We start from the raw sequence: 24838 nt of genomic DNA on the forward strand, positions 1-24838 counted from the left end.
TAGTCGTTACTCACTGACCATCCCACGGTGGCTCTTCACGTCGACCATCCAACGCTCGAAACCCCGAAAACCACACCACTCCCGGGGACGCAACCCCCAGTCTCAGGTCTGTGTTCTGGGTGAGCGGTGGATCGACCTGCTTATCGGGGATCGGCTCGCGATCGAGATCGACGGCGCCGCAAAGTACACGCAGGACATGAGTCCCGGTGAAGTGGCCCGCCGAGTGGACGCAGATCGCGTGCGCGACGCGTTCCTCGAAGCCCTCGGATATCACGTCATCCGGCTCAGCTATCGGATGATCGTCTTCGACTGGCCCGCGACCCTCGCGATGATCCAGGCTGTCATCGAGCGCGGGGACCACTTGTCCCGTCGCTGATCGCTCCGTCTTCGTGAGGGCGCTGGCGAGGCGCGCCCGCATCTCTCAGCGAGGGGCAGCAGCATCCGTGTCAGAAATCCATGCCATCCGGGAGAGGGGCGGCGCGTTGCGCGCGACACACCGCATCGATTCCGAATGGCATGGATTTCGCGCAGGGGGAGGCACGGTCGGGTCGGCGGATGCGACGTGACGGATTCTGCGCGGCCGCCGACGATCACAGGCCCGCCGTGTACCGACGGGCCTGTGATCGTGCTTCGCGACGGACTACGAGACTCCGCGCAACACCGGGTGATGGAAGGTGTCGTTGAAGACCCGCTCCGAGGCGCCGACCCGGTCGAGGTAGGGAGTGACGCCCCCCATCTGGAACGGATAGCCCGCGCCGAGGATCAGGCAGAGATCGATGTCTTCCGCAGCCTCGACGACGTGGCTCTCGAGCATGCGGTGTACCTCGTCCGCCAGACCGTCCTCGAGGCGGGTGCGAAGTTCCTCGGCCGTCGTCGGCGTCGTGCCCCCGGCAACGATGGCGCGAGCCTTCTTGTCGATTCCGGTGACCTTCCCCTTGGAATCGCGTTCGAAGATGTGACCGAGTTCGGCGAGTTTGTGCAGGTTCTCGCTCTCGAAGAACCGCTCGGGGAAGGCCGCGTGGTGGGTGTCGAGCACGTGTGCCCCCACCTTGAGGCCGACGAGCTCGAGCAGCTCGAACGGGGTCATCGGAAGGCCGAACGGTTTGGTCGACTCCTCGACGACCTCGAACGGAGTCCCGGTGTCGACCGCGTGCATCGCCTCGCCGAGCACCTTCGCGAGAATGCGGTTGACCACGAAGCCGGGAGTGTCCGTCGTGATCACCGCGTTCTTGAAGAGCTTTGCGGCGGTCACCATCGCAGTTGACAGCGTCGCATCATCTGTCTGCGGGGTCTTGACGACCTCCACGAGCGGCATCACGGCCACGGGGTTGAAGAAGTGGAAGCCCACGAGGCGTTCCGGATGCTTCAGGTCGGCACCGATCTGCTCGACAGAGAGCGAGGAGGTGTTGGTCGCGAGCACGGCTGTCTCGGAGATGTACTGCTCCACATCGGCGAAGACGGCCTGCTTGACTCCGAGCTCCTCGAAAACGGCCTCGATCACCCAGTCGCAGGCGGCGAAGTCGGCCTTGTCGGTGGTACCGGTGACGAGCGCCTTGAGGCGGTTCGCCTCATCCGGTGAGATGCGCTTCTTGCCCAGGAGGGCGTCGATCTCGTCATGGATGTAGGCCACACCCTTGTCGACCCGTGCCTGGTCGAGGTCGGTGATCACCACGGGCACCTTGAGGCGGCGCACGAAGAGCAGCGCGAACTGGCTGGCCATGAGGCCAGCGCCGATCACGCCGACCTGGGTCACCGGCTTCGCCAGAGCCTTGTCCGGAGCTCCCGCCGGACGCTTGGTGCGCTTCTGCACCAGGTTGAATGCGTAGATGCTCGCCTTGAACTGGTCGCCGGAGATGAGTTCGGCGAGAGCCTCATCCTCTGCGGCGAAACCGGTGGCCCGGTCGGTGTTCTTCGCCGCCTTGAGCAGCTCGAGAGCCTTGTACGGAGACTTCGCGACCCGGCCGATGCGGCTCTCGAGCATCTTGGTGGCTACCCCGATGGCGATGTCCCATTTCACGGCGCGTTCGATCTTGCCGGGGGTATTCGCGCGCTTCACGGTGGTGGTTCCGGAGATCACGCCGTCGGCCCACGCTATGGAGTTCTCGAGGAACGACACAGAGTCGAAGATGGCATCCGCGATCCCGAGGTCGAAGACCTCCTGTCCCTTGAGCATGCGGTTGTTCTTCAGGGGGTTCTCGATGACCACCTTGAGCGCGTTCTCGATGCCGATGAGGTTCGGAAGCAGCCAGGCCCCGCCCCAGCCGGGGATGATGCCGAGGAAGACCTCGGGAAGGGCAACACCGGGAGTGTTGCGGTCGACGGTGCGATAGTCCGCGTTGAGTCCGATTTCGAGGCCACCACCGAGCGCGAGCCCGTTGATGAATACGAAGCTCGGCACAGCGATACCGTTCAGCTTGCCGAGGGCGTAGTGGCCCAGCTCGGCCATCTGCTTTCCGACCGCCCGGCTCGTGATCGCGCCCACCTTCGAGAGGTCGGCGCCGGCGGCGAGGAAGAAGGGCTTTCCGGTGACGGCGACACCGGCGATCTCCCCGCGGGAGGCTCGCTCTCTCAGCGTGTCGAGAGTCGACGCGAACTCGATCAGCGTGACGGGGCCCAGCGTGGTGGGACGGGTGTGGTCACGCCCGTTGTCCAGGGTGACGAGGGCGAGAGTGCGGCCGCCCGAGATCGGGATGTCCCGAACGTAAGAGTGGGTGACCACCTCATCGTCGGATGCCGCGATCAGTTCAGCGAAACGGCTCTGCGTTGCGACGTCGGTCATTTCTTCTTCTTCTTTCCGTCGAAGTACGGGTTCTCCCAGATGACGGATCCGCCCTGGCCGAGGCCGACGCACATCGCGGTCAGGCCGTAGCGCACGTCCGGGCGTTCCTTGAACTGTGCGGCGAGCTGGATCATCAGGCGCACGCCGGAGGAGGCGAGCGGATGGCCCATGGCGATCGCGCCACCCCACTGGTTGACCCGGGGGTCGTCATCGGCGATGCCGAAGTGATCGAGAAAGGACAGCACCTGCACGGCGAATGCCTCGTTCAGCTCGAAGAGGCCGATGTCGGTGATCGACAGTCCCGCCTTCTTCAGGGCCTTCTCGGTGGATGGCACCGGTCCGATGCCCATGATCTCCGGCTCGACGCCGGCGAAGGCGAAGCTCACGAGCTTCATCTTCGCGGTGAGTCCGAGTTCCCGAGCGGCGGACTCGCTCGCCAGAAGGCTGATGGTGGCACCGTCGTTGAGACCGGACGCATTGCCGGCCGTGACCCGTCCGTGCGGGCGGAACGGAGTCTTCAGTCCGGCGAGTCCCTCGAGGGTCGTCTCCGGACGCAGCGCCTCGTCGCGGGTGGCGAGACCCCAGCCGGACTCGGAGCGCACCGACACGGGGATCAGGTCGGGCTGCAGCTTGCCGTTGTCGTAGGCCGCGGCCGCCTTCTGCTGGCTCGCCAGGGCGAAGCGGTCGGAGCGCTCCTTGGTGAGCTGGGGAAAACGGTCGTGGATGCGCTCGGCGGTGGAACCCATGTTGAGGGCCTCTCCGCTCACGAGCTTCTCCGAGAGGAAGCGTGGGTTGGGATCCGCCCCGAAACCCATCGGATGACGGCCCATGTGCTCGACGCCGCCCGCGAGGGCGAGGTCGTAGGCCCCGAACGCGATGCCTCCGGCCAGCGTGGTGACCGAGGTCATCGCCCCGGCGCACATGCGGTCGATGGCGAAACCGGGGACCGACTTCGGCAGGCCCGCCAGGAGCGCGGCCGTGCGGCCGAGGGTCAGGCCCTGGTCGCCCTGCTGCGTGGTCGCGGCGATGGCGACCTCGTCGATCCGGTCGTGGGGAACATCGGGGTTGCGCTCGAGCAGGCCGACCATGGCCTTGACGACCAGGTCGTCCGCTCGGGTGTTCCAGTACATTCCCTTTTCGCCCGCGCGTCCGAACGGGGTGCGAACCCCATCGACGAACACGACTTCATGTCTCTCGGCCACAGTGCCTCTTTTCGCTCATAGGTAACGGGAAAAAGCCTAAACCGGCGAAAATCGCGTCGAGAATCGTTTGACTGTTCCTACGAAGCGGTCTCGACGCCCGGTTCGATCGTTTGGCTGGCATCGACAAAGGCATCGAGGATCACCTGTGCGATAGCGTCAACCTGCCAGGCGCGCGCGCCCAAGCCGGCCAGGGCCGAAGTGACGCTCTCGAGCTCGAGTGGCTCGGGGGGAGTCCAGGCGAGACGGCGGAGCAGCTCCGGAGTCAGCAGATTCTCGACGGGGATGTCGACCTCGGCCGAGACCACGGCGATCGCGGCGCGAGCCGACTTCAAGCGTTTGTCGGCTACGGGGTTCCGATCGCTCCACACTCGTGGCGGCGGTATCGTCTCGCTCGCGACCCGGAGCGCGGGCAGATCTTCGGTGGCGCGTCCCGCCTCGATCGCGGCCCACCAGCGCGGAAGCTCCGAGCGGCTCGCGCGACCGTTGAATTCGCGCAGGGATGCGAGACCGTGGCGGGACTCCGGCATCGCCTTCGCTGCGGCGATGAGCGACGCATCCGGGACGAGTCGTCCCGGGGCGGTGTCGATCTCGCGGGCGAAGGCGTCGCGGGCCTCCCAGAGTTCGCGAGCGACGGCGAGATTTCGGGCGCCGCGCACGCTGTGCAGTCCAGAGAGGCGTCGCCAGGCGTCTCCGGTGACGACCTTGGCCTCGCGGGCGAGCACTGCGGCGAATTCTTGCTCGGCGATGTGGGACTTGCCGGCGGTCTCGAGGAGGGCGGCCATCGCGTCCCTGAGGTCGGGGAGCAACTCGACATCGAGCGCCGCATAGACGAGCCAGGACTGGGGCAGTGGTCGGGTCGACCAGTCCGCCGCCGAGTGTTCTTTGGCCAGGTGGATGCCGAGGAGGTCTTCGACGACGGTGCCGAGTCCGACCCGGGGGAGGCCGGCGAGGCGCGCGCCGAGCTCTGTGTCGAAGATGCGGGAAGGATCGAGCCCCACCTCGCGCAGGCACGCGAGGTCCTGGCTCGCGGCGTGCAGGATCCATTCCTCGTCACGGATGGCCGCGTCGAGTTCCGCGAAGGACCCGATGGCCGGCGGATCGAAGAGGAAAACGCCGGAACCGCGGCGGAAGATCTGGATGAGGTACGCGCGCTGGGAATAGCGGAAGCCCGAAGCGCGCTCGGCATCGATGGCGATCGGACCGTGGCCAGCCACAATGGCCGCGACAGCCTCGAGATATTCCTCACGGGACTCGATGACGTGCACTTCGACGTGGGGCGCCTGTTCCGGTTCGACCCGGGCTTCGGTGTCGGATTCGACGGGAGGCGCGACCTCTGGCACGCTCACCGGCGCATCGGCGCGGGCCTGGTACTCCGTACCGTCGAGAAACACCGGTTCTCTTCCGGTGTCGCTCACGTCCGATCTCTGCGGGCCGCTAGCACACTCACTCCTTCGACAGCCGGCGGCAGTCCCGCCAGCATGCACAGCAATTCACCCCAGCCTTCCACATGTGAGCCGATGTCGTGGGCATCGAGGGGAGTCCAGGACGCGCGAAGCTCGATTTGCGCCCCGTCCCCCTGCGCGGCGAGTTCGCCGAAGCCGGTGGAAATGATGCGGGTGGCCGTGCCCGATTCCGCCGTGTATTGGGCGCCGCGCGCTTCGAGCGCATCGACGAGCCAGGACCACGTGACATCCGCAAGGAAGGGGTCGAGGCCGATATCGCTCTCGAGCGGAGCCTGCGCGTAACAGACGACCCGGAACACACCGCCCCACGCTTCCGGGGCCGAGGGGTCGTAGAGGAGGATGAATCGGCCGGTGCCGAGATCGGAGTCCGAGTTGTGCCTGGCCGGGGTGACATCCGCGGCGAGCGCGACGCTGTACGGTGCGAGATCCCCACCGGGAGAGGGAATCTCGGTGAGCACGAGCTCCGAACGGAGCGAAGCCCGGCGGACTGCATCGAGCGCGGCGCGGAACGCGGCCGGCTCCGGTTGACCTGCGGCGGTTTCGGGCACGAGTGAAGACTAAAGTTCCCCTGTGGCAGATTCCCGAAGGCACGCCGTCAAAGCATTTCCGTGGATTGCTGTCGCCGCCGCTTCACTTGGTGCCATTGCGTCAATCGCGACCCTCACCGTGGCCGGCGTGACACTGGTGGTCGCGCGCACGGTCGTCACGCCTCCGAAGCGCCGACCGGAGGACACCCGCATCCTCTCGGTGGATGGTGCCGGAGACCTCATCACGCTGTCGTCGACCGCGGATTCCCGCCTTCCGGGCGAGTACAGCCTGTTCTTCGCCGACGGGGGAGGCCACGCGCGGGTCGGGGACATCGTCGCGGAGACACCGGAGACCGTCATCCGCCGACTGCTCGCGGTGGATCGGGGGGATCTGGCTCACGCACGTCGTGGCCGGTTCAGCGGGTGGTTCTACATCGGCCCCGCCGACCTCGGCTTCCCGTTCCAGAATGTGGACATCCCCACGGAGCTCGGGCCCGCTCCCGCCTGGCTCGTGCCGGCCGAGGGACCGAGCACGCGCTGGGTGATCGAGGTTCACGGCCGGGCGGTGCGTCGCGAGGAGACCCTGAGGGCGGTCCCCGTGTTCCGGGCAGCCGGGTACACCTCGCTTCTGGTCTCCTACCGCAACGACGAGGATGCCCCGCCGAGCCCGGATGGGCGTTATGGCCTCGGCGACACGGAGTGGCACGACGTGGAGGCTGCCCTCCGGTACGCCATCGATCACGGCGCAACGGATGTCGTGCTCATGGGCTGGTCGATGGGAGGGGCGACGGTACTGCAGACCCTCACCCGTTCCGAGCTCGCGGGGGTCGTGCGGGGCATCGTGCTGGACTCGCCGGTGATCGACTGGGTCACCGCGCTGCGCTTCCAGGGCGAGCTGCTCGGACTGCCGAACCCGATTCGCACGGGAGTGATCATGCTGCTTGGCATGAAGGGGGCGGGGCGGCTCACCGGTCAGCACGTGCCCATCGACCTGCCCCGGCTCGATTTCGTCCGTCGCTCCGCCGACCTGCACGTGCCCATCCTGCTCATGCACAGCGACGACGACGGATTCATCCCCTCGACAGCCTCGCTCGCCCTTGCGGCGGCCCGCCCGGACATCGTCAGTTACGAGCGATTCACCGTCGCCGGTCACACGAAGCTGTGGAACTTCGATCGCGCACGCTGGAACGACGCGATCGCCCACTGGCTGCGCACGGCGCCGTTGTAGAGCGAGTCCTCAGTCCAGCACCCGCCAGCGCGCGTAGAGGGTGCTGGTGTCATCCACGAGCAGCTGCGTGAGCTCCAGCCGATGGGCGGCGATGGGGGCGGTACCGAGCAGGGGGAGCGACACCCCACCGATGGCGGGGCTTGTAGACAGGCAGAGCTCGTCGACGAGACCGGCCTCGAGCATCTGCGCCGCGAGCGAAGGCCCACCCTCGCAGACGATCCGGTGCAGTCCGCGCGCACGGAGGGCAGACACGATGTCGACGGCGGACATGCGCCCCGCGGCATCCGGAACGACGACGATTTCCGCCGCGGGAAGTGCGGCCCTGGCGGTCTCGGCGACTTCGGCCGGACACAGCACGAGGGGAGTGAACCGGTCGGGGGCGACGGCGAGTCGATGCCCACCGAAATCCCCCGTGCTCGTGACGATGGCGAGGGGCGCCGTGCGGGGCAGTTGGTAGCCCTCGGCTCGAACGCTTGCGGCCCCCACCAGCACCACATCGCTGTCGCGCCGGATGACACCGAGGATCTTGCGATCCGCCCGATTGGTCAGCGTCTCCGAGGTGTCGTCTCCGCCGGCGGCGCTCCCGCCGACGCTCGCGACGAGGTTGATGCGCAGGGTGTCGGCTCCCGCGATCGCATAGAGTTCGCCGAGCCTGGCCCGCGCATCCGGCGATTCGATTTCTATCTCAGGGCCGGCCTCCGGGAACAGCCGCCTCACGATCACGCGGCGAGCCTCTCGCGCACCTGGCGCTTGGTGCGGGCGAGCATCGCTGTCATCCCGCGGATACGCAACAGGCTGACGGCCTCGGTGAGTCCGATGGTGTGGGGAAAGTCGTCGGGCACATCGAGCACCTGCTGGGCGGTGAGTCCCGAGAGACCCTGGGCGAGGATGGATGCGAAGCCCCGGGTCGTCGGAGCCTCTTTCGGCGCGGTCGCGTGCAGGTGCACGATCCCGTCGTCCGAGACCTCGACGAAGATGAACACGGGCGACTGGCATTCTACGACCCGCTCCAGCAGGTCGGGGTGGTCGGCGTAGCGCGGCGGCAGCTCCGGCAGTTCATTGGCGAATTCGAGCAACAGGATGAGCCGATCGGCCTGGTCGAGCTCGAGGAAGTCCTCGCGGATCTGGGCGAGGGACTCGGGGAGTGCGCTGGTGGTCATAAGACTCCAGTATTCCATCCGCCGGAGCGGAGCCCGCCGTCAGCGGATCGGCACGGCTCCGGGCTCTGAGCCCCTGACGATCGGTACCCGAACCGCCGATCCCCATTCCGTCCACGATCCGTCGTAGTTGCGCACTCCCTCGAAGCCGAGGAGGTGGGTGAGCACGAACCAGGTGTGGGCGGAGCGTTCGCCGATGCGGCAGTATGCGATCACATCGTCGCCTTCGGACAGACCGGCGCCGGTGCGATAGATCGCGTCGAGCTCTGGCAGGGCGCGGAATGTACCGTCTTCCGCGACGGCCTTGCCCCACGGCACATTCTGGGCGCTCGGGATGTGGCCGGCGCGAAGAGCGCCCTCCTCGGGGTAGGCGGGGGCGGTGGTGCGCTCGCCGCTGAATTCCTCGGGGGAACGCACGTCGATGAGCGGCTTGCCGAAGTGCGCGAGGACATCGTCCCTATAGGCGCGGATCACCGAGTCATCCCGTTCCACGACCGGATAGTCGACCGCGGCCGGTGTCGAGGTCTCTGTGACGTACTCTCCGCCCTCCGCCTCCCATTTGGCCCGGCCGCCGTCGAGCAGCCGCACGTCTTCATGGCCGAACAGGGAGAACACCCAGAGGGCGTAGGCCGCCCACCAGTTGTTCTTGTCGCCATAGATGACGACGGTGCTGTCACGTGCGATGCCCTTCGAACCGACGAGAGCGGCAAACCGTGCCCCGTCGATGTAGTCGCGTTCGACCGGGTCGTTGAGGTCGGTATGCCAGTCGATCTTCACCGAGCCGGGAATGTGACCGGTCTCGTACAACAGCACGTCCTCATCCGATTCGACGACGACGAGGCCCGGCGTGCCGAGGTTGGCGCGAAGCCAGTCGGTGCTGACGAGCCGACCGGGATGAGCGAACTCCGTGAACGTGGGTGATGGGTCGACCGCGACGGTCATCTGGTACCTCCGGTTTGCGCCCTCTGGGGCGGCGATTTGCCTGTGGACAGGGAGCTAGGCTCGTAACTGACCGTTATCGAATCTACGCACTCGACCTGAACGACATGTCGTTTCCGTAAGACTTCGACACATCTCCTCCGCAAGCGTAAGGGCCTTTCGACACGTGACCGCCGAACAGGTGATATCCCGAGGCAGCCTCGTGGACCGCGACTCCTCGATCACTGCCGCGGAGATGGTTCAGCATCTGGTTCCTCCACGCCAGTTCGAGACGGCGACGCTCGATTCCTACCGGCCCGACCGCGATTATCCCTCGCAGGGGGGTGCGGTGGCGGCGATCAGGAACTTCGCGCACGGATTCTCATCCAAGGGTGGCAGCGGTCTCTTCTCCCGGCGCAAGGCTCCGGTCGAATTGCCCGGGGTGTACCTCGACGGCGGATTCGGGGTCGGCAAGACCCACCTTCTCGCGGCACTCTGGCACCTCGCGCCCGGTCGCAAGTACTTCGGCACCTTCATCGAGTACACCGCCCTGGTGGGAGCCCTCGGCTACGCCGGCGCGGTCGCGCAGCTGAAGGGCGCGACCCTCGTCTGCATCGACGAGTTCGAACTCGACGACCCGGGGGATACCCGGTTGATGTCGCGGCTGCTCTCTGAGCTCGTCGCCTCCGGATCCCGCATCGCCGCGACCTCGAACACCCCTCCGAACGCGCTCGGCGAGGGCCGGTTCGCCGCCCAGGATTTCCTTCGTGAGATCGATGCGCTGGCCGCGCGTTTCACCACCCTCCGCATAGACGGGCTCGACTATCGTCGCCGTGACATGGAGGGCCATGCCACCACGACCGCCGACTCCGACTTCGGGGCCGCGCTCCACGCACTGTCCGGGGTGGTGACAGTCGACGGTTTCGACACCGTGATCCGGCTGCTCTCCACGGTGCATCCGTCCCGGTACGTGCGCATGGTCGACGGGGTGGACGCGATCGCGCTGACCGACGTGCATCCGCTCTCCAACCAGACGGATGCCCTGCGCCTGGTCGCCTTCGTCGACCGTCTCTACGACGCCCAGGTTCGCATTCTCGCGACGGGCACCCCGATCGACCAGGTCTTCGACGAGGACATGCTCGCCGGTGGGTACCGCAAGAAGTATCTCCGGGCAGCATCGCGCCTCATCGCCTTGACCGCCGGGCAGGTCTGAGCCGGCGGTTTTCCCCGTCCGCTGTCGAAGAGCCGGTCAGGCCGCGTCGACCGAGCGGTAGTGGCGCGCGCGGATCGCGGTGAGGATGACGCCGAGGACGGCCGCGAAGACGGAAGCGATGAGCACCGCGAGGGTGCCCTCCACCACGACATCCGGCTGCTTCGCATAGGCGAGCTCGTTCATGAGCAGCGACACCGTGAAGCCGATGCCACCGAGGCCGGCCACCGCGGTGATGTCGCCGAAGGGCACACGGTGACGCGCGGAGGCGAGCCGGTTGGCCACGAGGGCCCCGGCGGTGATGCCGACGAGCTTGCCGATCGGCAGAGCGACGAGGATGGCCCAGAACACCGGGCTGAGTTCGCCGATGCCCACCGTGGGAAGCACGACGAGCGAGGCGACGAAGGCGAACACCGGAAGGATGATCCCGTTGCTCCACGGCTCGAGCGCGTGCCGGGTGCGCGCGGCGCTCGTGCCAGCCATGACGAGTCCGAGAGCGACTCCGGCGATGGTGGCGTGGATGCCCGAGAGGTACACCAGCACCCAGGCGGTGATTCCGAGCACGATGAGTATGGCGACGATCGGTGCCGATCGCACTCGCCTGCTCAGCCACCCGAAGACCAGGATCACCGGCACGGCGGCGATCAGCGGCAGCGGCAAGAGGTCGTCAGTGAAGAAGAACGCGATGATCAGGATCGCGATCAGGTCGTCGATCACGGCGAGAGCCAGCAGCAGGGCGCGGATGCGGGAGGGGAGCGCTCGACCGACAAGGGCGAGTGCTCCGAGCGCGAACGCGATGTCCGTTGCCGTGGGGATCGGCCAGCCCTTGGAGAGTTCGCGGTCCGGAACCATGACGAGGAAGATCGCCGCCGGCACGATGACGCCTCCGACCGCGGCGATGGTGGGGACCAGGGCCTTCCCCGCGCTGTCGAGCTCCCCATGGGCGAGTTCGTGCTTGAGTTCGATGGCCGCGAGGAAGAAGAAGACGGCGAGAAGACCGTCCGTGACCCAGTGACCGACGGAGAGATCCAGGCCGAGCCAGGGCACGGGCAGATGCTGGTCGCGCAGGCCCTGCAAGCCGGGACCGAGCGCGGAATTGGCGAGGATGACACCGAGAATCGCGGCACCGAGCAGCAGAAAGGCGGCGTAGCGTTCGCTCCGGAGAAATGTCATCGTGCCTCCGATCGGATTCTCAGAAGTCTACGAGAGCGGGTCGCACGGGTGCCTGTCACCGTTCCATCCCGGCGCAAAGACTTCGGAAACACGATGTTTACATTGACGCTCGGTGCGTAACAACGGAGAAACACGGGGACACGCTCGTGGAAATATCGGCCCACCAAACTTGCCCCATCCCCGGGGCGGATCCCGAATCGCAGCCTGATTCCAGGCACCGAGCGAAATGCCACGCGGGAGTCCTTCGGTTATAGAGAGAGGCAACCCCACCCATGGTCGCATTGTCGGTCCTTACAAATGCCACGACTGACGGCATAACATCCAACCTGAACTCGCTCTGGCTTCTCGTAGCAGCGGCTCTCGTGCTCATCATGACCCCCGGGGTCGCCTTCTTCTACGGGGGAATGGTGCGTGCGAAGAGCGTCATCAGCATGATGATGATGAGCTTCGGCGCCATGGGCCTCATCGGCGTGCTGTGGGTGCTCTACGGCTACGGCCTCTCCTTCGGGCCGCCGCTCATCAGCGGCTGGCTCGGTAACCCCTCTGGCCTCTTCGGCCTCGGCAAGCTGGTGGGCATCGGCAAAGACGGCGCGATGACGGGAGACCTTCCGGGGCTCGCCTTCGCCGGCTTCCAGGCCACCTTCGCCATCATCACCGTCGCCCTCATCTCCGGAGCGATCGCCGACCGCGCGAAGTTCGGCCCATGGATGGTCTTCGCGGGTGTCTGGGCCACGCTGGTCTACTTCCCCGTCGCCTACTGGGTGTTCAATCTCACCGACGGCTGGGCCCCGCACGTGCTCGGCGTGAACGACTTCGCCGGTGGTACCGCGGTGCACATCAACGCCGGTGCTGCCGGCCTCGCTCTCGCACTCGTGCTCGGCAAGCGGGTCGGCTTCCAGAAGGGCATGTCCAAGCCTCACAACGTGCCGCTGACCCTGCTCGGTGCCGCCCTGCTGTGGTTCGGCTGGTTCGGATTCAACGCCGGCTCCGAGGCCGCCGTCGACGGTGTCGCCGCGATCGCCTGGATCAACACCCTCGCCGCTCCCGCGGCCGCAATCCTCGGCTGGCTGATCGTCGAACGCGTCAAGGACGGTAAGCCCACCTCGATCGGTGCCGCCTCCGGTGCGGTGGCCGGACTCGTCGCGATCACCCCGGCCTGCAACATCCTGACCCCCGGATGGGCGATCGTGCTCGGTATCCTCGCCGGTGCCGTCTGTGCCCTCGCGATCGACCTGAAGTTCAAGCTCGGCTTCGACGACTCTCTCGATGTCGTGGGCATCCACCTCGTCGGCGGGCTGCTCGGCACGCTCTACATCGGAATCTTCGGCAGCGGCATCGGGCTCATCGACACCGGCAGCTTCAAGCAGCTCGGCGTTCAGGCTCTCGCCGGCTTCGGAATCGGGATCTACTCCTTCGGGCTCGCCTGGGTCATTGGCACGGTCATCCAGAAGACCATGGGCTTCCGCATCACCAACGAAGATGAGGTCGCCGGCGTCGACACCATCGTCCACGGTGAAGAGGGCTACGCCCTCGAGACGGTCTAACCCGCTCGCAGTAACAGGGCGTCGTCCTTCGGGACGGCGCCCTGTTCTGTGTGCCCGTGGTTCTGTGTGCCCGCGGTTCTGGGCGCCCCTGGTCTTGGCTGGCCCTAGTCTTGGCTGCGACGACGCCACCGGGGCGCCCGATGAGAAAGGCGCCGAATGGATGCTGTGAGCCTGGGCTTCAGCGCGCTGGCCATCGTGTCGATCCTCGCCGTGACCGCACTTCTCGCCGTCTTCGAGAACCGCTTCGCTTCGGTGGATTGGGCCCGCACCGTGCTCATCGCCGGGGTCGGAGGCGCAATCGTCGCCGTGGCCTGCTTCCTGCAGCTGCTGGTGCTCCCGCTCCTCCTGATCGGGCCACTCGCCGCACTGGGCGCGCTCTTCGCCACGCTGTCGACCTCGCTGCTACGGTCGCGCTCCACGCCCCGCCGGCTTGCTCTGGCCGCTCTCTCCACCGCGCTCGTCTTCCTGCCCCTGGCGTGGACGGTGTTCGCCACGAGCTTCGACCCCTTCGGAACCCAGCTGGGAGTGATCGACCTGGGGGGAGGAGTGCCGACCCTGGTCGGTGGCGGCGCCGTCGCTCTCGGCACGGCGCTGGTTCGCGGGCGTGCACGGGTCGATGCTGCACCGGAAGGGGTCGCTACGCCCGCCCGGATGAGCGGATGGAGCGTGCTCATCCCCGCGGTCCTGGTCTGGATCGCCGGGGTGGGCTGGGTGGTCGGGCTCGAGCTCGCGGCCGACGACATGGTGCCGGTGATTGCGGTGAGCGCGCTCGTGATGCCCGCGCTGGCTGCCGTTTCGGCATCCCTCGTCGAGCGGCTGCGATCCGGCCGCACGACGTCTTCGGGGATCGTCGTCGGCCTCCTGGCCGGGGTGGCTGCAGCGGTTCCCGCCTGTGCGTTCGTCACGGCACCACTGGCCGCCGTGATCGGGGTGATCGTCGGAGCCGCCATCGGGCTCCTGCCGCAGCGAGTGCGCGCGTGGCCCGCCACGGCACTCGCCCTCGGTGCCGCGATCAGCGCGGTGCTGCTCGGCGCGTTCGGCACCCATATCGGCTACATCTACACGGGCCAGCCCGAGCTCGCCTTCGGGCAGCTGACGATCGTGCTGTTAGCAGTGACGGGTGGGGGAGCGGTGGGCGCCGTGCTGGGCTGGCTCTCCCGCCGGTGGCCGTCCCCGAACCTCGCCGACTCCTCGCCGGAGGTGTAGGGCTCCCTAGTCGAGAATCGACCGGGCGACGACCGCCCGGGCGGCGGTGCCTTCGGGGATCGGCAGGATCGGGAACACGTGGATCATCCCCGGCACCTCGTGGTAATCGACGGCGAGTCCGGCGGCAGCCGCGAGGGACAGGAATCTCGTGGCATCCGCATTGAGGATGTCCCGGGTGCCGCTGAACATCGTGAGAGAGCCGAGCCCGCTGAGCTCGCCATAGATCGGGCTGACCAGGGGATCCGTCTCGGAAAGTGGCCCGCGATAGACGCCTCCGGCGAAATGCGAACCGGGCACCGCGAGCCACGGGTCATGGGGCGCGATGACGGCGAGCTGTGGATCGGTGCCGGTGATGTCGAGCCAGGGCGAGATCAGCACCGTGCTGTGCGGGGCCTCGATGCCTCGATCGCGCAGTTGCATCGCCACCGCGAGGGCCATTCCGCCCCCGGCCGAGTCGCCGAGAATGCTCGTGTTTCGCGCGCCGACCTCGTCGATGAGGGAGCTCGCGAGAGCCGTGGCCTTCGGCACGATGGTGTCGGCGGTCTCCGCGGGTGCCAGGGGATAGATGGGCACCAGGAATCGGGTGTCGGTCTCCACGGCGAGCCTTGCCACGAACAGCCAGTGCTGAAGGGCGATCTCGAACACGTAGCATCCGCCGTGGAGGTACAGCGCGCGGCGCGGAGGCGTCTTTCCCTTCGGGCTGATCTCGTAGACCGTCCAGCCGTCGATGCTGAGCTCACGGATGTCGACGGTCTTCGCGAGTCGAGCCGGGGGGCGCGAATTCGGCGCACGCCCGGCGGACTGACGGGCCAGTTTGCGCTTCATGGCATCGGCGGAGGAGAACACCCGCTTCGATCCCCGGAGAGTCATGACGGCGGGCATGAGGCGACTGGCAAGACTCGACATGGGGCAAGCATAAGCTGGCACTCGTGGAGTCGATCTCTCAGACAGCGCCGAGTCTTCCGGGGCGCCCGGTGCTCCAGCAGTTCTGGGCCGACCTCACGTTCCTGCACTGGAGAGTGGATGCCGCAGTCGTTGCGCCGCTCCTGCCGCCCGGCATCGTTCCCGACATTTTCGACGGCAGCTCCTGGGTCGGGCTCATTCCGTTTCGGATGGTCGGCTCGGCATTCTTCGGGGGGCCGGCCGTCCCGTACTTCGGTACCTTCACCGAGGTCAACGTGCGCCTCTACGGGGTGGACGAGTTCGGTCGCCGCGGCGTCGTCTTCGCCTCCCTCGAAGCGTCTCGGCTTGCCGCCGTCGTCGCCGCACGTGCGGTCTTCGGACTCCCGTATTTCTGGGCATCCGCTGACTTTGGAAGCGAGGGGCAGGAGTACCGCTACGCGAGCAAGCGGATCGGCGGCGGCGGTCCGAGCACGAGGATCGTGAGCCGGGCATCCGGAGTCCGAGTGGTGGATGACCCGCTCGCCGACTTTCTGACCGCGCGCTGGCGACTGTTCGTCGGGCGGGGTGGAAAGACCGCGGTACAGGCGAATCGGCACGGTGCGTGGCCGCTCGTCAGGGCGGAGCTCGTCGAACTCGACGACGCCCTGCTTGCCGCAGCGGGACTGCCGGGGATCGCGGACCGGGCGCCGGATTCCGTGCTGTTCTCGCCGGGCGTGCTCACCCAGTTCAGCGGAGCACGTCCGATCACTGCACCCGAGCGCGGCAGGTTCTGGCTGCCAGGCGCTGTTGCACGGCCAGGAAATATTGTGGGCGATACCGGACTCGAACCGATGACCTCTTCGGTGTGAACGAAGCGCGCTACCAACTGCGCCAATCGCCCTGACTCGCCAATCCTGCCATATCCGGAGACCGTTCACGACGCCACGCCGTTGCGTCACACGGTTTGGCGAGACACCGGGCATCGGCTAGAGTCATGGACGCACGCAGAAATGCGAGCAGTGCGGATGTGGCGCAGTGGTAGCGCATCACCTTGCCAAGGTGAGGGTCGCGAGTTCGAATCTCGTCATCCGCTCGAGTGGAGTAGTTTTCACTGTATGTGACTCGAAAAAGTCATGCACGGTGGCGTGGCCGAGAGGCGAGGCAGCGGCCTGCAAAGCCGTCCACACGGGTTCAAATCCCGTCGCCACCTCGAAGGGCAAGAAAAACTTCACACATGTTTGAGCGATTGGCGCAGCGGTAGCGCGCTTCCCTGACACGGAAGAGGTCGCTGGTTCGATCCCAGTATCGCTCACAGAAAAACCCCCGGAATCATTGAGATCCCGGGGGTTTTGTTTTAGCCCTACGCGGCATGGGCACACTTTTCACAGTCCTCAGTTTTTCCCACTGCGGAAGTGAGTCAAACGCTGAAACTACTTATTTCCTTTGTTCCAATTTGCGCCGGCGCTGTGCGGCGGGGCGTCAGCTCGGTCTGCCGACGAAAGGCCGAATAAACGGAACAAATCGACAAGGACACGATTCGCGTTGCCGAGCTCGATTACGTAAGCGTGGAACACGGGCTTGGCGATTCAACTCGGTGGAGGCAAATCCTGAATTCACCTTGAACCGCTGGGTCTCAGGCCCTGTCCAATGGGCCGAGGTCACGTTTCATCACTCGCTCATTGCGAGCTACGCACAACACGACGATGACGACCAAGGGGAGTACTGCGAGGCCCCAGAGGGAGAATCCACTCTTTGCGAAGGCCAGCACGCTCCCGCCAACAGCGGTGATCACGTAGACCACCGCATCAATGTGATGGCCCTTAATGCCGCGTGCGCGATATTGAAAACCCGACGGCGAAAGGGTGGTGAACCTGAGATGTTGCTCCATGCCCAGAAGGAGTTCGATCTCGTGCAAACGCCGGAGCTTCAGCAAATACAGTTGGCGGTAGTGACTAGCAAAAAAGAGCCAGCACGACATCAGCGCTGCGACAAGAAGGGATGATGTGCCCATAACCCATTCCGACACTGATGTCTGGATGAGAAACCCCCAATAAACGAATACGCCCGCGATGAGGAACGAGCCTGCCTGCCAGCGGTAGCCGTCGTAGGTCAAGTAGACCTGATTTGCTGCGGAATATTCGGCAAGCAGTACTTCCGATGAACGGCCCTCATTCTTATGGCTTGTCTTCGTCACCGAACCGTTTTCCAATCTCTTTTCTTGTCCGCCCTGATCTCGCAAATACGAGATAAGCCGTCTGCTGAGAGAATTGCTCACCTGATCGCGGCTTACTGAGGATACAAGCGCAGGGGCTATTTCTGACTGATCAGGCTGATGAAGGCCGAGAACGCTTGAGGTCCAATCGCGATCAGGTCTCACGACGCCTGTGCAGGGTGGGAACGCGGGCGCAAGAATTCGCTATGTGGAGGTTCCCTGCAACAATGACGGAATGTCGTGGGTCTTCAGCGTTCTATCAGTTCTAATCTCGCTTGCCGCGTTCGGTTTCTCCCTACTGACTTACCTTCAGCAGCGAAAAAAGGATCAACGAGACCTGTTCCTCCAACTCGACCAGAGATTGAGTGCGCCCGAAGTTTCAGACGGAAGGCGCCTTCTTCTCTCACATCAGCGGACGCCGGATGACTTTGTGACGATGAGAGCGGACACTCCGGAAGATTTCACCGCGATCAACAGCGCGATCGCCCTCTTCGACGTGCTCTCGATGTACGTGGAGCGGAAGTACATCAATCGCGATCTCGTGTTCGAAGAGTGGGGTCAGACAATGGCGATCACATGGGAACGCGCGCAGCCATTTATCGCCGCTCGGAGGGATGGCGGCGGCGTTGTCCCCTGGCCGAATCTATTCAAGTGGGGTCCGATCGCCACTGAATGGGTCGCGGCGCATCCTCGGGCGCGCTAACTATTCGCGCTCAGGTCTCCAGCCCCGCATGTTCTTCACCCTTTCGACGGACTCGCGACTTGGATTCGTCCGTCACTCTTCGAAGAATTTGGCGACGAATGCCGTCGTGTTCGAGACGAGGCCAAGCCCAGAAAGACACGACATTAGTTTCAGCTCGCGCTTCAATGAACAAACCTCAATAATGCTGTGGGGGAACGAAGGCCGGCCGGCGGTCACCTCCTATCGAGGAACGTGTGCGCTCGCACCTGTCGAATTGACTCAACGCAGAAACTGCGTCAGTTGGCCGTCTAGGGGCATTGTGCTGGTAATCCCTCACAACTAGCCTCGGGTATTGATCGATGAACAAATGTCACCTCCCAAAATGCGGGAGCCTGGCGTAATGTCGGCTAGCTTCCCGACCCGAGTGACAAGTTCGCTTCTATCAACTTTCAGAAGAACACGTCCGGGCGATTCGGCATTGACGGAGTCAAATACAGGAAGAGGTCGCTGGTTCGATCCCAGTATCGCTCACACCGGTAGGGCCCTGAATTTCGATTCGGGGCCTTACGCATTTAACGCCCCAACACCGTGACAGGTCGTTCTGTCCCACCTAGTGGGGAATGGTGATCGGGTATAGGTTTCGCGAGACTGGTGTACATGAACCCGGAAAGCGATGACTCCTCTGCCGAGCGCACCGCTTTCGCCGATCTTCTCGTGGCCTCCGGCCTGGTTTCGGCGAAGCAACTCGCCCGGGCCTCGGTCGACAGCGCGCTCACCGGAACCGCGGTCGACGCGGTACTCGTCTCGCAGGGAGCCCTGGATCCCGTGGCGCTGCGCTCGGTGCTCGCGCGCGCCTGGAACCTCCCGGTGCTCAATCTCGCCCGCACCCACGTGGACCACGACCTCGTGGACCAGTGGCCCGACGAGACCTATCTCGCCGAGAGTTGGTTTCCGGTGAGAGACCAGTCGAACGGCACGGTTCTCGTGGCCACCTCTCGGATTCCGGATGCCGCTAGAGCGGAACGCATCGCCGCCGTCATCGCCTCCCCGGTGGAGTTCGCCGCCGTCGCTTCGGCGGACATCGCCGCGGCGATAGCCCGGGCCGTCAAGCGCCGCAGCCGGGGACGACGCCTCTTCCTGAGCTGACCGGGCCCCGCCACCGCACGACGCTAAAGTTGAGACACCCCTGTCGCGCCCCTCGGCGCAGACTCTGTCCAACGCAAGGAGACATCCGTCGTGTCAGATTCGCCCGCCGGCAACGAGCCCATCCTCGAGTCGATCACGGCGGCGGAGGCGACCACCGGGTTCGATCTCTTCACCGATCGCCAGGTCGTTGCGATGCGGGTCGGAGGGGAACTGCGTGATCTCGCGGCATCGGTCAGCGAGGGCGAGATCGTCGAACCGGTGCTGCTCTCGTCCCCGGACGGGCTGAGCATCCTGCGCCATTCTGCAGCCCACGTGGCCGCACAGGCGCTGCAGTCGATCAACCCGGAGGCCAAGCTCGGCATCGGGCCGCCCATCACCGACGGCTTCTATTACGACTTCGATGTCGAGACCCCGCTGACCCCGGAAGACCTGAAGGCCATCGACAAGGCCATGGAACGCATCATCAAGGCGGGCCAGCGGTTCGTTCGACGGGTGGTCACCGAGGACGAGGCGCGTGCGGAGCTCGCGAACGAGCCGTACAAGCTCGAACTCATCGCGCTCAAGGGGCATCCGACGGAGGGCTCCGGCGGCACCGACGACAACGAGTCCGTCGAGGTCGGCGGCGCGGAACTCACCATCTACGACAACGTCGATCCCCGCACCGGCGAGACGGTCTGGAAAGACCTCTGCCGCGGTCCGCACCTGCCGAACACCCGCATGATCGGCAACGGCTACGCGCTCACTCGCAGCGCCGCGGCGTACTGGCGAGGCTCCGAGAAGAACAAGCAACTCCAGCGCGTCTACGGCACTGCCTGGGCCACGAAGGACGACCTGCGCGCGTACATCACCCGGCAGGAGGAGGCGGCCAAGCGCGATCATCGCAAGCTCGGTGCCGAACTCGACCTGTTCTCCTTCCCCGAGGAGATCGGATCCGGCCTTGCCGTGTTCCACCCCAAGGGCGGAATCATCCGGGCCGAGATCGAGAACTACATGCGCGACCGGCTCATCGCGAACGGCTACGAGCAGGTCTATTCACCGCACATCACCAAGGGCAGCCTGTTCGAGACCAGCGGGCACCTGCAGTGGTACAAGGACGGCATGTTCCCGGCGATGCATCTCGACGAGGAGGTGGATGACGAGGGTCACGTCACCCGCCAGGGCCAGGATTACTACCTCAAGCCGATGAACTGCCCGTTCCACAACCTGATCTTCCGCGCTCGGGGACGCAGCTACCGCGAGCTTCCGCTGCGCCTCGCGGAGTTCGGCACCGTCTACCGCTACGAGAAGAGCGGCACACTGTCCGGCCTCACTCGCGTGCGCGGACTCACCCAGGACGACGCGCACATCTACGTCACGCCGGAGCAGGTGAAGGGCGAAATCTCCAGCCAGCTCGACTTCGTCTTCGAGACCCTGCGCGGTTACGGTCTCGACGACTTCTACCTCGAGCTGTCCACCCGCGACCCCGAGAAGTCCGTCGGCACCGATCAGGCGTGGGACGATGCGACGGAGACCCTCCGCCAGGTGGCCACCGAGTCCGGACTCGAATTCGTGATCGACCACGGCGGCGCGGCCTTCTACGGCCCCAAGATCTCTGTGCAGGCTCGGGACGCGATCGGGCGCACCTGGCAGCTCTCCACAGTGCAGCTCGACTTCAACCAGCCGGAACGCTTCGGGCTGGAGTACACGGCGGCCGATGGCACCCGCCAGCAGCCGGTGATGATCCACCGTGCCCTCCTCGGATCGATCGAACGCTTCTTCGCCATCCTGCTCGAACACTATGCCGGCGCCTTCCCGGTCTGGCTGTCGCCGGTGCAGGTGGTCGGCATCCCGGTGGCGGAGCAGTACGAGGAGTATCTCGGTGACGTCATCCGGCAGTTGCGCGAGGCCGGAGTGCGAGCAGAGCTCGACGACTCGAATGACCGGATGCCGAAGAAGATCCGCACCCACACCAAGTTGAAGGTGCCATTCCAGCTCATCGCCGGTGAAGAGGATCGCGCTGCCGGCGCCGTCAGCTTTCGCTATCGTGACGGCCATCAGGACAACGGCGTGCCGATCGCGGAAGCGATCGAGAGGATCACCACGGCGATAGCGACCCGGGCACAGGTCTGAGGTGCCCGGCACCTACGGGCCCGAGGAGTTCGAGGGCATCGAGATCGAGTCAGCGGAGGATTTCGCCGCGGTCCCCGACGCCTTCCAACGCCTGTGGACGCCACACCGTCTCGTCTACATCAAGGCCGGACCGCAACCGCACAAGGACGAGTGCCCGTTCTGTGTCGCGCCCTCGATGACCGACGAGAAGGCCCTCATCGTGGCCCGTGGGAAGACCTGCTTCGTGCTTCTCAATCTCTTCCCGTACAACGCCGGTCACCTCTTGGTGTGCCCGTACCGCCACGTCGCGAGCTATGCCGATGCGTCCGAGGAGGAGGTCACCGAGATGGCGGCACTTACGCAGATCGCGATGCGGGTGTTGCGCGCCACCGCCAACTGCGATGGATTCAACATCGGCATGAACCAGGGCGGCATCGCCGGTGCCGGGATCGCCGAACACCTGCACCAGCACATCGTGCCCCGGTGGGCGCAGGATTCGAACTTCTTCCCGATCATCGCGGGTACCAAAGCCATGCCCCGACTCCTCGGCGATGTACGCACCGAGGTCGCCGCGGCCTGGCCGCGTCCGTAACCCACGGCAACGCTCAGTATCCCCGGCTTAGAATGGGGTCGCTTCGCGGCACCTGCGAAGTATCAGAGAGGCGAGAAGTGACCGACATCACCACCAGCAGCAGCACCGAAAACCTTGGCTCGAGCCGCGTGAAGCGCGGGCTCGCCGAGATGCTCAAGGGGGGCGTCATCATGGATGTCGTCACCGCTGAGCAGGCCCGTATCGCAGAGGACGCCGGGGCCGTCGCGGTCATGGCGCTCGAGCGCGTTCCCGCGGACATCCGCTCCCAGGGTGGGGTCGCCCGCATGAGCGATCCCGACCTCATCGACTCGATCATCGCCGAGGTCTCGATCCCCGTCATGGCGAAGGCGCGCATCGGCCACTTCGTCGAGGCGCAGATCCTGCAGACCCTCAACGTGGATTACATCGACGAGTCCGAGGTGCTTTCGCCGGCGGACTACGTGAACCACATCGACAAGTGGCCGTTCACCGTTCCCTTCGTCTGTGGAGCGACGAACCTCGGAGAGGCGCTTCGCCGCATCAACGAGGGCGCTGCGATGATCCGCTCGAAGGGCGAGGCCGGCACGGGCGACGTCTCAGAGGCCACGAAGCACATCCGCACCATCACCGCTGAGATTCGCGCCCTCGCGGCGAAGACCCACGACGAGCTCTACGTCGCGGCCAAGGAGCTGCAGGCGCCCTACGAGCTCGTTCTGGAGATCGCCCGCACCGGCAAGCTGCCGGTCGTGCTGTTCACCGCCGGTGGCGTCGCCACCCCCGCGGATGCCGCGATGATGATGCAGCTGGGCGCCGACGGCGTCTTCGTCGGCTCCGGCGTCTTCAAGTCGGGCAACCCCGAAGCCCGTGCCGCCGCCATCGTGAAGGCGACCACCTTCTTCGATGACCCCTCGGTGGTGGCAGCCGCATCGCGCGGTCTCGGCGAAGCGATGGTGGGAATCAACGTGTCAGACCTTCCCGCTCCGCACCGCCTCGCCGAACGTGGCTGGTAGCCAGGCCCCGATAGTCGGAGTCCTCGCGCTCCAGGGCGATTTCCGCGAACACATCGCGGTGCTCCAATCGCTCGGAGCGGATGCGCGTGCGATCCGCCGCCCGGAAGAGCTCGCCCAGGTGGGCGGCCTCGTGATCCCGGGCGGCGAGTCGAGCGTGATGGACAAGCTGTCGCGCATGTTCGGACTCGCGGATCCCCTCAAGGACGCCATCCGTGCGGGCCTGCCGGTCTACGGCACCTGTGCGGGGCTGATCATGCTCGCCGACCGGGTGCTCGACGCGATTGCCGGACAGCAGAGCCTCGGCGGCTTCGACATCTCGGTGCGTCGCAACGCCTTCGGATCGCAGCGTGACTCCTTCGAAACCGACCTGTCGATCCCCGTCCTCGGAGATCCCCCGGTGCACGCGGTGTTCATTCGCGCCCCGGTCGTCGAGCGGGTGGGGGAGTCGGTCGTGTCGCTGGCGACTCTCGAGGACGGCCGTGTGGTGGCTGTCGAGCAGGGCAACCTGCTCGGAACCTCATTCCACCCCGAGATGACCGGCGATACCCGTTTCCACGAATACTTCCTCGATCGGGTGCGCGGGGTCCGTTAGGGCGGTTTGCCGGCAATCCGGGCGGTTTCGGACAGACCGGGTCGGCACGCCGGCCCCGTTTGTCCGCGAAGGCCCGGTCTGACGGTTGCAGCCGCGCACGAGCCCCGGCTCAGGCGGTCGCGAACCTCTTCGCGTTGCGCTCGCGAGCCTTCGCGGCCTCGACCTCCCGATCCTTCGGGGGAGTCGTGGCAACCAGGTCCTCGAGCAGGTGCTGGGTGATGTGGGCGATCTCGTGTACCGCCCGATCGAACGCGTCCTGGTTGACCTTCGCCGGCTTGGTCGAGCCGCTGATCTTGCGCACGTATTGCAGCGCCGCTGCCCGAACCTCGTCGTCATTGGCGGCGGGCTCGAAATTGTGGAGAGTGTGGATGTTTCGGCACATGCAGCGAGGCTAAGCGCGCGGGGCATCCGGATCAAGAGTGTCCCGGTCCTCATCCCGGCGCTGGATAGAATGTTGACCATGTCAGGCCACTCCAAATGGGCAACCACCAAGCACCAGAAGGCGATCAAAGACTCTCGCCGTGCCAAGTCGTTCGCCAAACTCATCAAAAACATCGAAGTCGCCGCCAAGCTCGGGGGTGCAGACCTCGCCGGCAATCCGACTCTGGTCGACGCCATCCAAAAGGCGAAGAAGACATCTGTGCCGAACTCGAACATCGACTCGGCGGTCAAGCGCGGATCGGGCCAGCTCGGCGAAGCCGTCGACTACCAGACCATCATGTACGAGGGCTACGCGGCGGGCGGCGTCGCCTTGCTGATCGAGTGTCTCACCGACAACAAGAACCGCGCAGCGGCCGATGTGCGCACCGTGATGACCCGCAACGGAGGCACCATGGGTGATCCGGGCAGCGTCGCCTACAACTTCAGTCGCAAGGGTGTGGTCTCCGTGACCAAGACCGACGGCGTCACCGAGGATGACATCCTCGCCGCCGTGCTCGATGCCGGCGCAGAAGAGGTCAACGACCGCGGGGCAGGCTTCGAGATCATCACCGAGCCCCACGACATGGTCGCGGCGCGCACCGCGCTGCAGGATGCCGGCATCGAGTACGACTCCGCCGACGTCGAGTTCGTGCCCGGGCTGACGATCGAGGTCGACGCGGAGACGGCGCGCAAGATCTATCGCCTCATCGACGCCCTGGACGACAACGACGACGTACAGAACGTCTACGGCAACTTCGACGTGCCGGCCGACGTGCAGGCCGAGCTCGACGACGAGGAGTAGCTCCCCGGTGGTCGCTCCGAATGGCG

General features: G+C 65.7%; 24 protein-coding genes and 4 tRNA genes. 16 read left to right on the top strand and 12 right to left on the bottom strand.

The features are described 5' to 3' along the window. Positions 1 to 376: endonuclease domain-containing protein (locus ABIB54_RS09885; protein WP_354575364.1), on the top strand; the 376-nt coding region annotated here is incomplete at its 5' end. 264 nt (positions 377 to 640) lie between these two features. Here the strand turns inward: ABIB54_RS09885 and ABIB54_RS09890 are convergent. The 4 genes from ABIB54_RS09890 to ABIB54_RS09905 form a co-directional block, all read right to left on the bottom strand. Then, positions 641 to 2779, bottom strand: a complete 2139-nt coding sequence (locus ABIB54_RS09890) for a 3-hydroxyacyl-CoA dehydrogenase NAD-binding domain-containing protein (protein WP_354575365.1) — start codon at positions 2777 to 2779, stop codon at positions 641 to 643. Next, the gene (locus ABIB54_RS09895) at positions 2776 to 3981 is read right to left on the bottom strand and encodes a thiolase family protein (RefSeq protein ID WP_354575366.1); all 1206 of its coding nucleotides are present in this window, start codon (positions 3979 to 3981) and stop codon (positions 2776 to 2778) included. Before ABIB54_RS09895 ends, ABIB54_RS09890 begins: the two co-directional genes overlap by 4 nt. Before the next feature lie 77 nt (positions 3982 to 4058). After that, positions 4059 to 5246, bottom strand: coding sequence for an HRDC domain-containing protein (locus tag ABIB54_RS09900; protein WP_354575586.1), 1188 nt, complete (start codon positions 5244 to 5246; stop codon positions 4059 to 4061). Positions 5247 to 5392: 146 nt separating this feature from the next. Beyond that, positions 5393 to 5992 carry a DUF3000 domain-containing protein gene (locus ABIB54_RS09905; RefSeq protein ID WP_354575367.1) on the bottom strand — a complete coding sequence of 200 codons (600 nt, stop codon included), beginning with the start codon at positions 5990 to 5992 and terminating at the stop codon, positions 5393 to 5395. 22 nt (positions 5993 to 6014) lie between these two features. On the opposite strand from ABIB54_RS09905, the gene ABIB54_RS09910 reads away from it, so the two are divergent. Next, complete coding sequence (locus ABIB54_RS09910; RefSeq protein ID WP_354575368.1) at positions 6015 to 7199, top strand: alpha/beta hydrolase family protein; 1185 nt, start codon at positions 6015 to 6017, stop codon at positions 7197 to 7199. 9 nt (positions 7200 to 7208) lie between these two features. Here ABIB54_RS09910 and ABIB54_RS09915 read toward each other — a convergent pair whose 3' ends face one another. From ABIB54_RS09915 to ABIB54_RS09925, 3 genes are read right to left on the bottom strand one after another with little or no spacing between them, the layout of a single operon-like run. Then, the gene (locus ABIB54_RS09915; RefSeq protein WP_354575369.1) at positions 7209 to 7922 is read right to left on the bottom strand and encodes a dihydrofolate reductase family protein; all 714 of its coding nucleotides are present in this window, start codon (positions 7920 to 7922) and stop codon (positions 7209 to 7211) included. Next, positions 7919 to 8359, bottom strand: coding sequence for a SufE family protein (locus ABIB54_RS09920; RefSeq protein WP_354575370.1), 441 nt, complete (start codon positions 8357 to 8359; stop codon positions 7919 to 7921). Before ABIB54_RS09920 ends, ABIB54_RS09915 begins: the two co-directional genes overlap by 4 nt. A gap of 39 nt (positions 8360 to 8398) precedes the next feature. Then, positions 8399 to 9298, bottom strand: coding sequence for a sulfurtransferase (locus ABIB54_RS09925; protein ID WP_354575371.1), 900 nt, complete (start codon positions 9296 to 9298; stop codon positions 8399 to 8401). Between the two features lie 163 nt (positions 9299 to 9461). Here ABIB54_RS09925 and zapE point away from each other — a divergent pair, with 163 nt between their 5' ends. Continuing rightward, a complete protein-coding gene (zapE, locus tag ABIB54_RS09930; protein ID WP_354575372.1) occupies positions 9462 to 10487 on the top strand; it encodes a cell division protein ZapE in 1026 nt (341 codons plus the stop codon). 36 nt (positions 10488 to 10523) lie between these two features. Here zapE and ABIB54_RS09935 read toward each other — a convergent pair whose 3' ends face one another. Next, entirely contained in the window at positions 10524 to 11657 is a 1134-nt protein-coding gene (locus ABIB54_RS09935; protein ID WP_354575373.1) for a Na+/H+ antiporter NhaA, read from the bottom strand. Positions 11658 to 11929: 272 nt separating this feature from the next. Here ABIB54_RS09935 and ABIB54_RS09940 point away from each other — a divergent pair, with 272 nt between their 5' ends. Then, entirely contained in the window at positions 11930 to 13201 is a 1272-nt protein-coding gene (locus tag ABIB54_RS09940; protein ID WP_354575374.1) for an ammonium transporter, read from the top strand. A 156-nt stretch (positions 13202 to 13357) separates the two neighbouring features. Further along, positions 13358 to 14407, top strand: coding sequence for a hypothetical protein (locus ABIB54_RS09945; RefSeq protein ID WP_354575375.1), 1050 nt, complete (start codon positions 13358 to 13360; stop codon positions 14405 to 14407). A gap of 6 nt (positions 14408 to 14413) precedes the next feature. On the opposite strand, the gene ABIB54_RS09950 is transcribed toward ABIB54_RS09945, so the two are convergent. After that, complete coding sequence (locus ABIB54_RS09950; RefSeq protein WP_354575376.1) at positions 14414 to 15313, bottom strand: alpha/beta hydrolase fold domain-containing protein; 900 nt, start codon at positions 15311 to 15313, stop codon at positions 14414 to 14416. Positions 15314 to 15381: 68 nt separating this feature from the next. Between ABIB54_RS09950 and ABIB54_RS09955 the strand changes: the two genes are divergently transcribed. Then, on the top strand, positions 15382 to 16158 hold the full coding sequence (locus tag ABIB54_RS09955) for a YqjF family protein (protein ID WP_354575587.1): 777 nt from the start codon (positions 15382 to 15384) through the stop codon (positions 16156 to 16158). Here the strand turns inward: ABIB54_RS09955 and ABIB54_RS09960 are convergent. Then, positions 16118 to 16190, bottom strand: a tRNA-Val gene (locus ABIB54_RS09960). The two genes, ABIB54_RS09955 and ABIB54_RS09960, sit on opposite strands and share 41 nt — an antisense overlap. A 120-nt stretch (positions 16191 to 16310) precedes the next feature. Between ABIB54_RS09960 and ABIB54_RS09965 the strand changes: the two genes are divergently transcribed. The 3 genes from ABIB54_RS09965 to ABIB54_RS09975 all read left to right on the top strand — a co-directional run bounded on the left by ABIB54_RS09965 (position 16311) and on the right by ABIB54_RS09975 (position 16601). Continuing rightward, a tRNA-Gly gene (locus ABIB54_RS09965) sits at positions 16311 to 16382 on the top strand. Between the two features lie 46 nt (positions 16383 to 16428). Next, positions 16429 to 16499 (top strand) — tRNA-Cys (locus ABIB54_RS09970). 30 nt (positions 16500 to 16529) lie between these two features. Next, a tRNA-Val gene (locus ABIB54_RS09975) sits at positions 16530 to 16601 on the top strand. A 321-nt stretch (positions 16602 to 16922) separates the two neighbouring features. Here the strand turns inward: ABIB54_RS09975 and ABIB54_RS09980 are convergent. Beyond that, positions 16923 to 17564: a hypothetical protein gene (locus ABIB54_RS09980; protein WP_354575377.1), complete on the bottom strand. Its 642-nt coding sequence runs from the start codon at positions 17562 to 17564 to the stop codon at positions 16923 to 16925. A gap of 172 nt (positions 17565 to 17736) precedes the next feature. Here ABIB54_RS09980 and ABIB54_RS09985 point away from each other — a divergent pair, with 172 nt between their 5' ends. The 6 genes from ABIB54_RS09985 (at position 17737) to pdxT (ending at position 23590) form a co-directional block, all read left to right on the top strand. Then, a complete protein-coding gene (locus ABIB54_RS09985) occupies positions 17737 to 18204 on the top strand; it encodes a DUF4760 domain-containing protein (protein ID WP_354575378.1) in 468 nt (155 codons plus the stop codon). Positions 18205 to 18840: 636 nt separating this feature from the next. Further along, complete coding sequence (locus ABIB54_RS09990; protein ID WP_354575379.1) at positions 18841 to 19329, top strand: GspE/PulE/PilB domain-containing protein; 489 nt, start codon at positions 18841 to 18843, stop codon at positions 19327 to 19329. 192 nt (positions 19330 to 19521) lie between these two features. Then, positions 19522 to 21438 (top strand): threonine--tRNA ligase, encoded by a 1917-nt coding sequence (gene thrS / locus ABIB54_RS09995; RefSeq protein ID WP_354575588.1) that lies wholly within the window; start codon positions 19522 to 19524, stop codon positions 21436 to 21438. Positions 21439 to 21475: 37 nt separating this feature from the next. Then, a complete protein-coding gene (locus ABIB54_RS10000) occupies positions 21476 to 22009 on the top strand; it encodes an HIT family protein (RefSeq protein ID WP_354575589.1) in 534 nt (177 codons plus the stop codon). 86 nt (positions 22010 to 22095) lie between these two features. Next, positions 22096 to 22998 (top strand): pyridoxal 5'-phosphate synthase lyase subunit PdxS, encoded by a 903-nt coding sequence (gene pdxS, locus ABIB54_RS10005; RefSeq protein WP_354575590.1) that lies wholly within the window; start codon positions 22096 to 22098, stop codon positions 22996 to 22998. Continuing rightward, positions 22988 to 23590, top strand: a complete 603-nt coding sequence (gene pdxT / locus ABIB54_RS10010) for a pyridoxal 5'-phosphate synthase glutaminase subunit PdxT (protein WP_354575380.1) — start codon at positions 22988 to 22990, stop codon at positions 23588 to 23590. The genes pdxS and pdxT overlap by 11 nt, the downstream gene beginning before the upstream one ends. Before the next feature lie 109 nt (positions 23591 to 23699). Here the strand turns inward: pdxT and ABIB54_RS10015 are convergent, their stop codons facing one another. Next, complete coding sequence (locus ABIB54_RS10015; RefSeq protein ID WP_354575381.1) at positions 23700 to 23972, bottom strand: DUF2277 domain-containing protein; 273 nt, start codon at positions 23970 to 23972, stop codon at positions 23700 to 23702. A gap of 78 nt (positions 23973 to 24050) precedes the next feature. Between ABIB54_RS10015 and ABIB54_RS10020 the strand changes: the two genes are divergently transcribed. Then, entirely contained in the window at positions 24051 to 24812 is a 762-nt protein-coding gene (locus ABIB54_RS10020; RefSeq protein ID WP_354575382.1) for a YebC/PmpR family DNA-binding transcriptional regulator, read from the top strand. Positions 24813 to 24838: the final 26 nt, after the last annotated feature.

It is taken from the genome of Frigoribacterium sp. UYMn621 (assembly GCF_040549525.1).
In the GTDB taxonomy this organism is placed as follows: Bacteria; Actinomycetota; Actinomycetes; order Actinomycetales; family Microbacteriaceae; genus Lacisediminihabitans.